Annotated in this window: 10 protein-coding genes; 1 reads left to right on the top strand and 9 read right to left on the bottom strand. The window is 71.4% G+C overall.

What is annotated here, in order from left to right; all coding sequences use genetic code 11:
• Window positions 1-4: 4 nt before the first annotated feature.
• The 6 genes from OG584_RS24875 to OG584_RS24850 form a co-directional block, all read right to left on the bottom strand.
• Window positions 5-1,981: an ABC transporter permease gene (locus tag OG584_RS24875; RefSeq protein WP_405781042.1), complete on the bottom strand. Its 1,977-nt coding sequence runs from the start codon at window positions 1,979-1,981 to the stop codon at window positions 5-7.
• Window positions 1,982-2,129: 148 nt separating this feature from the next.
• Complete coding sequence (gene modA / locus OG584_RS24870; RefSeq protein WP_405781040.1) at window positions 2,130-2,945, bottom strand: molybdate ABC transporter substrate-binding protein; 816 nt, start codon at window positions 2,943-2,945, stop codon at window positions 2,130-2,132.
• Window positions 2,946-3,117: 172 nt separating this feature from the next.
• A complete protein-coding gene (locus OG584_RS24865) occupies window positions 3,118-3,513 on the bottom strand; it encodes a molybdopterin-binding protein (RefSeq protein WP_405781039.1) in 396 nt (131 codons plus the stop codon).
• Between the two features lie 216 nt (window positions 3,514-3,729).
• A complete protein-coding gene (locus OG584_RS24860) occupies window positions 3,730-4,224 on the bottom strand; it encodes a molybdopterin-dependent oxidoreductase (protein ID WP_405781038.1) in 495 nt (164 codons plus the stop codon).
• 173 nt (window positions 4,225-4,397) lie between these two features.
• Complete coding sequence (locus OG584_RS24855) at window positions 4,398-7,370, bottom strand: molybdopterin-dependent oxidoreductase (protein WP_405781036.1); 2,973 nt, start codon at window positions 7,368-7,370, stop codon at window positions 4,398-4,400.
• Window positions 7,367-8,191 carry an FAD binding domain-containing protein gene (locus OG584_RS24850; RefSeq protein WP_405781035.1) on the bottom strand — a complete coding sequence of 275 codons (825 nt, stop codon included), beginning with the start codon at window positions 8,189-8,191 and terminating at the stop codon, window positions 7,367-7,369. The genes OG584_RS24855 and OG584_RS24850 overlap by 4 nt, the downstream gene beginning before the upstream one ends.
• Window positions 8,192-8,492: 301 nt before the next feature.
• Here OG584_RS24850 and OG584_RS24845 point away from each other — a divergent pair, with 301 nt between their 5' ends.
• Complete coding sequence (locus OG584_RS24845) at window positions 8,493-10,043, top strand: PucR family transcriptional regulator (RefSeq protein WP_405781034.1); 1,551 nt, start codon at window positions 8,493-8,495, stop codon at window positions 10,041-10,043.
• Between the two features lie 102 nt (window positions 10,044-10,145).
• On the opposite strand, the gene OG584_RS24840 is transcribed toward OG584_RS24845, so the two are convergent.
• The 3 genes from OG584_RS24840 to OG584_RS24830 all read right to left on the bottom strand — a co-directional run bounded on the left by OG584_RS24840 (window position 10,146) and on the right by OG584_RS24830 (window position 11,791).
• A complete protein-coding gene (locus tag OG584_RS24840) occupies window positions 10,146-10,541 on the bottom strand; it encodes a molybdopterin-binding protein (RefSeq protein WP_405781032.1) in 396 nt (131 codons plus the stop codon).
• A 150-nt stretch (window positions 10,542-10,691) separates the two neighbouring features.
• Window positions 10,692-10,886 (bottom strand): hypothetical protein, encoded by a 195-nt coding sequence (locus OG584_RS24835; protein ID WP_405781031.1) that lies wholly within the window; start codon window positions 10,884-10,886, stop codon window positions 10,692-10,694.
• Between the two features lie 119 nt (window positions 10,887-11,005).
• Window positions 11,006-11,791, bottom strand: a complete 786-nt coding sequence (locus tag OG584_RS24830; RefSeq protein WP_405781029.1) for an SAM-dependent methyltransferase — start codon at window positions 11,789-11,791, stop codon at window positions 11,006-11,008.
• Between the last annotated feature and the right edge of the window lie 438 nt (window positions 11,792-12,229).

Genomic DNA, 12,229 nt, shown 5'->3' with positions numbered 1-12,229 from the left:
TCCCTCAGACCTCGACCAGGGTGATCTCGGTGGCCTTGACGCTGGTCCACACCGGTACGCCGTCCGCCAGGCCGAGTTCGACGGCGGCCTGCGGGGTGATCTCCGCCACCAGATCGGGCGCCTCGGCCGACGTGATGAGGACGCGCAGCCGGCTGCCGGCCGATGTGATCTCCCGTACGGTGCCGGGCCAGACGTTGCGCGGGCTGCCCGTCGGCCTGTCGCGGTGGACGGACACCGCTTCGGGCGCGATGATCGCCAGCGCCCTGACGCCCTCGCCGAGCCCGTCGGCGACGACGAGCCGGCCGCCGCCGGTGAGCGAGAGGCCGTCGCCGGACGCGGTGCCGGGCCAGGCGTTGCGGCCGAGCATCCGGGCCACCCACGGCGACCGCGGGTGGCGGGTGACCTCGGCGGGCGGTGCGTCCTGGAGCGCGCGCCCGTCGTCGAGGACGAGGACCCGGTCGGCCAGCGAGACCGCCTCCACCGGGTCGTGGGTGACGATCAGGCAGACACCGCCGAAGCCGCTGAGGTGGGTGCGCAGCGTGTGCCGGACGTGGGCCCGGGTCGTCTGGTCGAGCGCGGCGAGCGGTTCGTCGAGGAGCAGCAGGCGGGGGCGGGCGGCGAGCGCCCTGGCGAGTGCGACGCGCTGTGCCTGGCCGCCGGAGAGCTGCGAGGGCTTGCGGGCCGCGAGGTGGCCGACGCCGAGCCGCTCCAGCCACAGGGCGGCCTCCCGGCGTGCCTCGGCGCGCGGCACCCGGTGGGACCGGAGGCCGTAGGCGGTGTTGGTGAGCGCGCTCAAGTGCGGGAAGAGCGCCCCGTCCTGAGGGACCCAGGCAACCCCGCGGCGGTGCGGCGGCAGCGGGCTGACGTCGGTGTCGCCGAGCCGCAGTTCAGCGCGGGCGCGCGGGGTGAGACCGAGGAGGGCACGCAGCAGGGTGGTCTTGCCGGCGCCGTTGGGGCCGACTACGGCGATGGTGGTGCCCGGATCCGCTTCGAGGGTCAGCTCGTTGAAGCCGGTGACGACCGCGTGCAGCGGCCACCGCTCCTGCGCCGTACGGGACTTGGAGAGCCCGCCCGCCGGTTCGGCGGCGGACGGTGCGGAAGCGGGCTGCGCGAATCCCGGCGGCGGCTGCTCGGTTTCGTCCACCGGTGCGGGCTTCCTGGTCCGCTCGGCCGTCGCGCCGGTCCACCGCCCGCGCAGGGCCACCAGGACGGCCATCGCGATGACGAGCAGCAGGAGCGATACCGAGGTCGCGGCCTCGGGAGAGTCCTGCAGCAGCAGATACACCTGCAGCGGCAGGGTCTGCGTGGTGCCGGGGAGGTTCCCGGCGAAGGTGATGGTCGCCCCGAACTCGCCGAGCGCCCGCGCCCAGGTCAGCGCGGCGCCCGCGGCGAGTCCCGGCGCGACCATGGGCAGGGTGACGGTGCAGAACACCCGGACCGGTGAGGCTCCGAGCGAGGCGGCGGTCTCCTCGTAGCTGGGGCGCAGCCCGGCGAGCGTGCCCTCCAGGCTGATGACCAGGAACGGCATCGCCACGAAGGTCGCCGCGACCACCGCCCCCGATGTGTGGAAGGGCAGTGTGATGCCGAAGGTGTTCTCCAGCCAGGGGCCGAGCAGTCCCCGGCGGCCGAATCCGAGCAGCAGTGCCACTCCGCCGACGGTCGGCGGCAGCACCATCGGCAGCAGGACGAGTGAGCGTACGAACGTCTTGCCCGGGAAGTCGACCCGCGCGAGCAGCCAGGCCAGCGGCACCCCCAGGAGCAGCGAAAGGCCCAGGGCCCAGAAGGAGACCAGCAGCGAAAGCCGTAGCGCCAGGGTCACGTCCGGGCTGGTCAGATGGGTACCGAGGTCGCTCCATGAGGTGCGTGCCAGGATGCCGATCAGCGGCATGAGGAGGAACGCGATCGCGATCAGCGCGGGCACGGCGAGCGCCACGGGGGTACCGGTGCGCGGTGTGCGGGCGCGGACGCGGATGCTTCTCATCGGGGTTCCTGAGATCGGATGCCGGGGTACCTGGGGCCGGGACACCGGTGGCGGGAGCACCGGAGCAGGGGTCCATACAAGGCGAGCGCGGACGGGGCTGTCCACCGTTTGTGCGGTGAGGACAGCCCCGTGCTGCGGCGTGTGCGTACTACGGCTTCTGGAAGCCCGCGCCCTGGAGGATCTTCTGCGCCTCGGGGGTGGAGAGCCAGGCGACGAACGCGGCGGCCGCGGCCGAGTGCTTCGACGTCTTCAGGGTCGCCGCCGGGTAGGAGGCGACGGCGTTCTGGGCGTCGGGAATGTCGACCGCCTGGACCTTGCCGGGCGCCGTGGCGGCGTCCGTCTTGTAGACGATGCCCGCGTCGGCCTCGCCCAGTTCGACCTTGGACAGGACGGCGCGGACGTTCACCTCCTGCGAGACCGGCTTCACCTTGATCTTCTGAGCGTCGAGCACCTGCTTGCTGTAGCGGCCGACGGGCACCTCGGGAGCGGCGAGGACGACCTTCAGCTTGCTGTCGGAGAGGTCCTTCAGGTTCTCGACCTTGTCCGGGTTGCCCTTGCCGGTGGCTATGACCAGACGGTTCTTGGCGATGATCTTCGGCGTGCCGACGTCGGACTTCAGACCGTCCATGGTCTTGGTGTCCGCCGTGACCAGCGCGTCGGCCGGAGCGCCCTGCTTCACCTGGGTCGCCAGCTCCTGGGAGCCGGCGAAGGAGTAGGTGATCTTCGTGCCGGGGTGCTCCTTCTCGTACGTCTTCTTCGCGGTGGCGAACACGTCGGTCAGCGACGAGGCCGCGAGGACGGTCAGGTCGGCCTTCGGCGTACCGGTCGCGGAGGACTTGGCGCCGGTGTCCTTCTTGCTGTCGTCCTTGCTGTCGTCGTTACCGCCGCAGGCGGCCAGTGGCAGCAGCACGGCAGCGGTCACTATCGCGGCGGCGGTGCGGCGGCGGGTGAAGGTACGGGACATGAGGGTGGAACTCCTTGGGGGACGGGCGGCAGTGCTGCTGCCCGAGCGGATGGGGATGAGCCACGCCGGATGGGGGGCCTCCCGGCTCGGGCTGACCCGAGAGTGCGGGGAAGGGCGACGCCGCTGGGTTGGGGAGCTGTTGGGCAAGTGGGGCACCCGAGCCGGACGGGGCTCAGGTGCGGTCAATGTGCACGCTGGTCGATTTGACGCGTGCGGTTGCCTGCATTCCGACTTCCAGGCCGAGCTCCTCGACGGCCTCGCGGGTCAGCAGGGACACCAGTCGGTGCGGGCCGGCCTGGATCTCCACCTGGGCTGCCACATCGCCGAGTTTCACAGCGGTGACGATGCCGGGGAAGGCGTTGCGCGCCGAGGTGTAGGACGCGTCGTCCTCCCCCGCGGCGCTCTGCCCGATCTCGATGGAGAAGGCGGCCAGAGCACGTCCGTCGATGAGACGGCGGCCGACTTCATCGCGGTGGGTCGCGACTCTGCCGGCATCCGCCCAGCGCCGAGCGGTGTCTGGGCTGACGCCGAGCAGACGCGCCGCCTGACCGATCGTGTAGGACTGCATATGCGGAAAGATATGCCCAGTTGGCTAGCATTTGCAATTCATAGGGCGAACCTATATGGCAGATGCTACCCACCTTGGAGGAAGACCCGAAGCGGCCTCCGGCGACGGGAAACACACCCGCGCCGCGCAGGACGATATACCACAAGGAGGACATACGGCTCCGCCCACGCGGGGCCGCCGCTCCGGCTCCGGCCACAGCTGCGGGCACAGCTCCGGCTAGGTCTGCGGAAAGGCGCAGGCGCCGACCCACACACTCGTGATCGCGCTGATGTAGCGCGCCCCGCAACGGTCGGACGGCACCACCAGCTGGCTGCCCGAAAGATCCAGACCGCGCCCGTCCATGGCGGTGGCCAGCAGGATCGGCGAGTCGGCGAAATCCGCGTCGATCTCCGCCCAGGAGAGCACGGTGCGGTGCCCGTCCCCGCCGGTGACGGCCAGCAGGAAGCGGGAGCGGTCCTTGCGCCGCGTGGCGTCGAAGGACGGCCGCGCGTCGCCGACCACGTCGCGCAGCAGCGGCCCTTCGAAGGTGTGACGCTGTGGGCCCCGCTTGGCGCATTCGAAGACCACTTCCGCCCGGCGCTGCCCCCACCGGGTCCGCAGATCCGCGACCGTCAGAGCGGCAGGCCGTATCAACTCGCCCGTGAGCACGAGGGGCTTGGGCGCCACGGAAACAGCACGGGCAGGGCGTGACGGTGAACTGATTCCGCTCATCAGGTTTCCCCTCCGGGCCGGCCGGTCGGCATCTGCCTTCATCTGATGCCCATGATGCCCAGCGCATCGGCGGGTGAACCACATGTGCGGCTCGGTTCGCCTTATCGGCCTCGCTGATAGGAGAGGAAAGAGCCGGAATAGGCAGCAGAAGCGGGAATTGCCGCGCGTCGGCGCTACTCATCCAGGCCCCTCGCCCGCCGGTCCATGGCGAGCCATACCCGGTCACGGGTGACCGGGAGTTCGGTGAAGCGGATACCGGTGGCGTCCCGCAGCGCGTTCGCCAGGGCCGGGGCGACCGGGTTGAAGGGGCTCTCGCTCATGGACTTCGCACCCAGCGGGCCGATCGCGTCGTCGGTCTCCGTGAAGTGCACCTCGGTGCGCGGTACGTCGGCGTAGGCGGGCAGCCGGTACATACGGAAGGCAGGCGTGGTGACCTGGCCCCGGTCGCCGATCCGCACGTTCTCGAAGAGCGTGGCACCCAGCGCCTGGGCCACCCCTCCCTCGACCTGGCCGCGGCACTGCATCGGGTTCATCACCTTGCCCGCGTCCGCCGCGTGCACGCTGCGCAGGATACGGATCTCACCGCTGCCCGGATCGACGGCGATCCGGAACCACTGGGCGTCGAAGGCCACCGAACGGGGCGTGCCGCCGAAGTGCCCGTCCTCGGCCAGTTCGCGCCCCACGGACTGGGCTTCGGCGTACAGCTCCTTGAGCAGCAGCCGGCTGTCACCGCACTCCACGGCCTCCTCGACCAGCCGGCAGTCGCCAGGGGCCGCGCCCAGCCGCTCGGCGGCGAAGCTCAGCAGCGACGCCGCGAGGGCCTGCGAGGCCAGCAGGGTCGCCTTGCCCGCCACCACGGTGCCGGCCGAGCCGAAGGCGCCCGTGTCGTGGCGCACCACGTCCGTGTCCGACTGACGGACGGCGATCTGCTCGACAGTGGTGCCCAGCTCCCCCGCGGCGATCTGCCGGTGCACGGTGGTCGTGCCGTTGCCGAACTCGGCCGTACCGACGGCGAGATCGAAGGTGCCGTCGGCGAGCAGCTTGACGCGCACGTCCGCGAAGTGGCCGCCGGGCGGCGCTGTGGCGATCATCGAGAGCGCCGAGCCCTCACCGACGAGCCACCCGTCGGGCACGGATCCGCCCGGAGCGTCCCGCCCCCACTCCCTGCCCTGCTCCTTCTTCCTCTCCTGCTCCTGTGCCGCGCGGACGACGGCGAGGCACTGGTCGAGCCCGTAGCTCGCGATGTGCAGGTCCTCCTCCTCACCGTCGGCAGTGATCATGGGATCGCCCGCCTTGATGATGTTCCGCGCCTTCAGCTCCAGCGGGTCCATGTCCAGCTGCCTGGCCAGCTCGTCGAGTACGGACTCCATGCCGAAGACGACCTGTCCGAGCCCGTACCCCCGGAACGCACCCGCCGGAACGGTGTGGGTGTAGACCGAGTAGCCGTCCGCCCTCTTGTTGGGGCAGCGGTACACCGCGAGGGACTCGCCGCAGGCGTGGAACATCACCGACGGGCCGTGGTTCCCGTACGCCCCCGTGTTGGACACCACCCGCAGCTGGAGGGCGGTGAGGGTGCCGTCCCGCTTGGCCCCGGCCTTGATGCGGATGCGGAACGGGTGGCGGGTGGTGGCGCCGTAGAACTGCTCGGCGCGGGTGTACTCCAGTTTGACCGGGCGGCCCGTGCGCATCGCGGCGAGCGCGACGATGTCCTCGACGATCATCTCCTGCTTGCCGCCGAACCCGCCGCCTACCCGGCCCGCGACCACGCGCACCTTCTCCAACGGCAGTTCGAAGAGGACGCAGAGCGCGCGCCGGGTCAGGAACGGGGTCTGGCTGCTGGTCCGTACGAGCAGCCGCTGCCCTTCGGGCGGAGCGGGCAGCCCGGCCGTGCGGACGGGGCCCCCTTCCCCTGCTTCCGCTTCCGCGCCGGACGCCTCTGCCTCAGTGCTGCCGGTCTGCTCTTCGGCGCCGTCGGGGCGGGCCGCCTCGTCCGTGCCGCCGGTCCTGCTGATCCTGTCGACCCCCACCGCGGAGCCCGTCTCGCCGCGCCCGCTCTCGTCCATGTCCTCGAACCAGGCGACCGCGCCGTGCGTCTCCAGGCTGGCGTGCTGCACCCGCTGGGTCCGGAAGTCCTGCTCGTACACCAGGTCGGCCTCGGCGAAGCCGGCCTCCACATCGCCGATCTCGCCGTGCGTCTCACCGACCACGTTGTCCTGCGGGCGGCTGATCCGGGCCCGCTGCGCGTCCTTGGCGTGGACTACGGGGGCGCCGGGCAGCATCGCCTCCTCCGGGTCGAACACGGCGGGCAGGACGTCGTACGTGACCTCGATCCGGCGGCAGCCCTCCTCGGCCGCGCCTTCGCTGTCCGCGACGACAGCCGCGACGCGCTGGCCGACGTAGCGCACCGTGTCGTCGAGCAGCCGGGTGTCGTCCGGGTCCTCCTCCGGGTGTTCGTGACGCCCCGTGGAGTAGAGCTGCTCCGGCGCGTCGTAGTGGGTCAGGACCAGGTGCACACCGGGCACCCGCAGGGCGGCCGAGGTGTCGATGGAGACGATCCGGGCGTGTGCGTGCGGGGAGCGCAGCAGCTTCATGTGCAGCAGCCCCGGCACCGCGATGTCGAAGGTGTAGCGCGCGGTGCCGGTGACCACCTGCGGCCCCGCCGGAGCGGGCAGGTTGCGGCCGACGGCCTTGCCCGCGCAGGGCGCCTCCGCGTGTTTGACGCCCCGGATGGAGTCCTCGATCGCCCGGTAGCCCGTGCAACGGCACAGGTTTCCCTTGAGCGCCCTGGGCAGATCGGTCAGCTGGTCCTCGTCGAGCTTCGACGTGGTCATCAGGAACCCGGCGGTGCAGAACCCGCACTGGAAGCCCTGCGCGTCGAGGAACTTCTGCTGCACGGGGTGGAGTTCGCCGTCCTTGGCGAGCCCCTCCACCGTGGTGACGGAGCGGCCTTCGGCCCGTACAGCGGGGTAGAGACAGCTGTGCACGGGCTCGCCGTCGACATGCACCGTGCAGGCCCCGCAGTCGCCCGCGTCGCACCCCTTCTTCACACCGAACCAGCCGCGGTCGCGCAGATAGGTACGCAGACACTGTCCGGGGCGGGGGTCCGCGTCGAACCGCTGCTCGTTCACTTCGATCTCGAATGTCATCGCACACCGCCCTCGGTGAGTTCGGAACGGATCTCCTCGGCCAGCCGGAGCGCCATGTGGCGGCGCCACTCGGGGAGCCCGTGAATGTCGTCGAACCATTCGTCGTCCCCGACGGCGCGCAGGATCTCAGCGCGCAGTTCCGCCGCCGTGGGCGGCAGCGGGAACCAGAACCGGAAGGGCCGTACGGTCGCCGCCGTGACCGTGATCGCCAGCGATCCGTCCAGCGGGTCAAGGGTTCCGACGATCAGGGCGCCGGAGCGGCCGAGTCCGTAGAGGGAGGCCTGCCGGTACGCCGTACGGCAGGTGAGCGCACGGGCGGGCAGGGTGACCGAGCGCAGCAGCTCCCCCTGCCCCAGGTTCTTGCGCCCGGCACCGATGACGAACTCCGTGACCGGCAGCCGGCGCAGCGACCCGTCCTGTGCCCGGAGCAGACACACGCCGTCGAGTGCGGCGGTGAGCGAGATCATCGGACCGGCGGGCAGCCCGTTGCAGAGGTTCCCCCCGAGGGTCGCCATGTTCCAGATCTTGAACGAGGCGAGGAACGCCCGGCAGCACTGTTCGACGAGCGGCGCCGCGGTGGCGGGCCAGGTCTTCCCGAAACGGGAGAGCTGCGCGATCGTGCAGGTCGCAGCGATCTCCAGATCACCGTTCGGCAGCACCTGCAACGGTTCCCAGCCCATCCGGCTGAGATCGACCAGGCGCCGCAGCAGAGGCTGGGGCTCGGAGAAGAGGTAGGTGCCGCCACCCAGCCAGTAGTCGCCCGGCCGCCAGGCCGGCCGGGTACGTGCGTCGCACACATCGGCCACCGTGTTGAGGTCCATTCCGCTCCCCTTCCTTCTCTCCGGCAGCCGCACCCGCCGCCGGGCTCCGGCTGCGGGCCGCCGCTGCGGCCGGCGCTCGCCCCGCTGTCACGTGCACCGCCAGTGAAGCAACGCGCCGAGCTCCGGCACGACTGGTTCCAGCCACGGAAAACCGCCGCTCCCCCGGCCCGATGCTTGGTTGATCAACCAAGAGACATTCCGGCGCAGCGCCCTGGCATTTACGATGTCTTCACTCGCACTCGCCTCGTGAATGTGAGATGCCGGATCCTCAGGGGTCCGGCGCCGTACTAGGAGCCAGACCATGCACGTGGACCACCTTCTCCAGCTCGAATCACTCGACCTGACCCTCCTCTGGGGGGAGCGCCCGCTCCTCGCCCGGGAGATCAGCGGGGTCACCGCCACCGACCTGGAGGACCCCGCGCGCTTTCTCCAGCAGGGCGAGATCGTGCTGAGCGGGCTGGTCTGGTGGAGCCCGGACGACGGCCCGGCGAAGACCGACCGCTTCGTCTCCGCGCTCCGCTCGGCCGGAGCGACCGCGCTCCTCGCGGGCGAGGAGACCCATGGCGCCATCCCCGGCGCCCTGATCGACTCCTGCCGTGAGCACGGCGTCCCCCTGCTCGCCGTGCCCGCGCGGACCAGCTTCCGGGCCATCACCGAGGCGGTCTATCTGCGCCAGTGGGGGGACCTCAGCCGCCGCCCGGCGCACCACTACGCACTGCCCGAGAATGTGCGGACCGAGCTGGCCCGCCTGCTCTCGGACGGCGCGGGCCCGGCCGAACTGCTGGACCGCGCCTTCGCCCATCTCGGCCGGCTGCCCTGCTACCTCCTGACGGCCGGGGGCCGCACCCTGGGCCGTACGCCGTCCGCCGCCGAACTGCCGGTCGAGCGCGCCGCGACGCTGCTCAGGGACACCGCGCGTGACCCCACCCGGATCTCCCTGCGCATCGAGGCGGAGTCGGGCCCCTACGACACGTGGTACCTGTATCTGCCGGACCCGGCGGAGGCCCCGCCGCGCGTACTCCACGAAATCGCCGACGTGATGGCCCAGTACCGCCATGCCCGGGACCGGCACCGGGCGGCAGAGCGGCGGGCGGCCGACGCACTGCTGGCCCTCGTCGACTCCCCGGTGTCCGACGCTACGGCCCTGGACGCCGCACTGGCCGCCTGCGGTCTCCCGGCGCGCGGTCACTACCGGGTGATCGTCGCGGCACTGGGCGTCTGCGGCACGCAGAACGCCGAGGCGGCGGGCGCGGCGGCCGCCCTCACCGAGGCGCTGAGCCACTCCCCGGCCGGCCCGTTCGCCGTCGGGCTGCGCCCCGGCGGCTCGGCGGTGGCCGTCCTGCACACCGGCCGGGACGGGGACTCGGGGCGGCCTGCCATCGACGAGGTCTGGGCCCTGCTGCACGCCCGCGCCCCGGAAACGCCGCTGCACGCCGGCATCAGCGACAGCACCCAGGGGCCCGGCGGCCTCAACTCCGCTCTCGCGCAGGCGCGTTACGCCCTGGCCGCGTCCGCCACCACGGCGGCAGGAGCCTCCCGGGTCACCGCGGTCGACGACCTGACCTCACTGGACGCACTGCTGGCAGGCATACCCACCGACGTGCGCGCGGCCTTCAGCTCCAACACCCTGGGCCCGCTTGCCGACGACTCGAACGGTTCGTACCGCGTGCTCCTGGAGACGCTGGAGGCCTTCCTGGCGCACAACTGCTCCTGGACCCGCACGGCGGAGGCCCTGCACCTGCACGTCAACACGGTCCACTACCGCATCCAGCGCGTGGAGGCACTCACCGGCCGCGAACTCTCCCGCCTCGACCACAAACTGGATCTGCACGCCGCGCTGAAGTGCCGCTGAAGCACGCCTGGAACACGCCCCGCCGGGCGCGTCGCTCCGGCCTGTCCGCCGCCGGCCCGCCCACTGGCTGCCGCCCTGTCCCCTGCGGCTGCCGCGGGCCCGTCACTGCCTGTCGATATGCACGTTCGTCGACTTCACGCGTGCCGTCGCGGTCACCCCGACCACGATGCCCAGCTCGTCGACGGCCTCCCTGCTGACGAGGGAGACGAGCCGGTGCGGCCCCGACTGGATTTCGACCTGGGCGACCACATCGTCCACGGTGACCCGAGTGACGATCCCGGCGAACGAGTTCCGTACGGAGGTGTGCACCTCCCCCGGTACGGGATGCAGCCCCTGGGCGCGGCCCTTGGCGAACGCCGCGAGGCTGGCACCGTCGATGACGCGGTTCCCCGAGCCGTCCCGGGCCATGGCGATCTGGCCTCCGTCGGCCCAGCGGCGGACGGTCTCGGGACTCACAGCCAGCAGCCCTGCGGCCTGGCCAATGCTGTACGACGGCATTCCGGCACTCTAGTTGCCCGGCACCGCGGCTGCCGTCCGGCCCAGGGCGGGAACGGGATACGAGCGGGACGCGCCACACCGGCGGTCTCCCGTCCACAGGAGCGAGGGCTGTTGCCGGGCACCGGCTTCCGGCCGGCGCCCGGCTGCGGTTCAGAGACCGCGGCCCAGGGACTGGTTCGCGCCTCCGAAAAGAGAGCCGAGAACATCGCCCGCGAAGTGGAGACCGGCCTTTTCCTTCTCCGTGAGCCGGTGCCCGCCGTCTGCGGGCGCGGCGGCGGCGGACCCGGTGGCGAGAAGTCCCGCGACGGCGAGACCGGTGAGAACGATGGCGGCACGACGAATCATGTTCCTACCCCTACGGTGAGCGGATGCGGTGCCTCCCACCCTCGGAGACGGGCGTACGCTCCGCGATCCGACAGCCCGAGCGGTACTGCGAACGGCGCAGCGGATGCCCTCCCGGCCGGTTACGGCTTGCGGGCGACGAATCCCCACTGGTCCACGGGCTCGTCGTGGTCCTCGCCCGCACGCCACAGGGTGATCGAGCCGAATCCGGGCTCGACCAGCTCCATCCCCTCTGCCGACGCCAGGATCTGCTCGGGCCTGCGCACCAGGTAGGGCTGAGTCTCACTGTCGGCGTAAGCCTCCTGCGCGGCCAGCGTCGCGGGTGTGGCGACCGTGTCGCACAACACCAGGTAGCTGCCTGCGGCCGTACCGGCCATGTACCGGCGGACGAGTTCGATCCCGTCGTCGGGCGCCACGTGCCCCAGGGTGGAAAGCAGCATCACCGCGACGGGCTGCGCCAGGTCCAGCGTCCGCGACGCGTCCTTCAGCACCTGTCCGGCGTCGAGCAGATCGGCGTGCACGTAATCGGTCGTCCCGCCCGGCGCACTGGTCAGCAGGGCGCGGGCGTGCGCCAGCACCAGGGGATCGTTGTCCACGTAGACGACACGTGCCGCCGGTGCGCACTGCTGGGCGACCTCGTGGGTGCTGTTCTGCACCGGCAGCCCGGTCCCGATGTCGAGGAACTGCGTGATGCCGGCCTCGGTAGCCAGGTACCGCACGGCACGGGCCTGGAACGCCCTTGACGCGCGGGCGAGTTCCCGCATCTGCGGGTAGCTGGCGATGACCTGGTCACCGAGTTTCTGGTCCACCGGGTAGTGGTCCTTGCCACCGATCCAGTAGTTCCATACGCGGGCGGAATGCGGCACACCGGAACGGATCTCTTTCTCGAAGTCTGATCGGTCGCTCACGTTCAGCTCTCCTCATGTCGTGGCGCATACCCTGAGTGAAACGGGACAAGAGGCGCACGGCAGGGGTCGGGCCCTGCGGATGTCACCGGCCCCTGCCCTGCTGCCTGTTGTGGTCCGGGTGAGGACCATACCTGCCGACAACGGCCGCTCGCCGTGCCGATCAAGCGGAAGGATTCCTTCAGCCCGGCCGGCCAAACACCCCGGCAGCGGCCCCTGTTGCACCCTGCCTCCGCCAGGCACCTCCTCCTTCCGGCGCGGCCTCCGTCCGGGCCGGACTCGATACAGGTCCGCCTCGCGGCGTACGTCCGCACGAGGCAGCACCGCAGACCCCGCGGGCGGCAGGAGCATCGCGCGGTACCTGACCGACATCGCCGACAGGCCCGGACCGGCCCTCCTGGAGCCTACGGTCCACAGCCGGCCCGGTCCGGTCGCCCAGCA

This window comes from Streptomyces sp. NBC_00859, from assembly GCF_045161865.1.
Lineage (GTDB): Bacteria > Actinomycetota > Actinomycetes > Streptomycetales > Streptomycetaceae > Streptomyces.
Note: the sequence above shows the minus strand (reverse complement) of the source record. Positions and strands in the feature narration are given on the sequence as shown.

Excerpts from the sequence above, each read along its gene's own strand:
- OG584_RS24875 (WP_405781042.1), bottom strand. The coding sequence starts at position 1,981 with ATGAGAAGCATCCGCGTCCGCGCCCGCACACCGCGCACCGGTACCCCC.
- modA (WP_405781040.1), bottom strand. The coding sequence starts at position 2,945 with ATGTCCCGTACCTTCACCCGCCGCCGCACCGCCGCCGCGATAGTGACC.
- OG584_RS24865 (WP_405781039.1), bottom strand. The coding sequence starts at position 3,513 with ATGCAGTCCTACACGATCGGTCAGGCGGCGCGTCTGCTCGGCGTCAGC.
- OG584_RS24860 (WP_405781038.1), bottom strand. The coding sequence starts at position 4,224 with ATGAGCGGAATCAGTTCACCGTCACGCCCTGCCCGTGCTGTTTCCGTG.
- OG584_RS24855 (WP_405781036.1), bottom strand. The coding sequence starts at position 7,370 with ATGACATTCGAGATCGAAGTGAACGAGCAGCGGTTCGACGCGGACCCC.
- OG584_RS24850 (WP_405781035.1), bottom strand. The coding sequence starts at position 8,191 with ATGGACCTCAACACGGTGGCCGATGTGTGCGACGCACGTACCCGGCCG.
- OG584_RS24845 (WP_405781034.1), top strand. The coding sequence starts at position 8,493 with ATGCACGTGGACCACCTTCTCCAGCTCGAATCACTCGACCTGACCCTC.
- OG584_RS24840 (WP_405781032.1), bottom strand. The coding sequence starts at position 10,541 with ATGCCGTCGTACAGCATTGGCCAGGCCGCAGGGCTGCTGGCTGTGAGT.
- OG584_RS24835 (WP_405781031.1), bottom strand. The coding sequence starts at position 10,886 with ATGATTCGTCGTGCCGCCATCGTTCTCACCGGTCTCGCCGTCGCGGGA.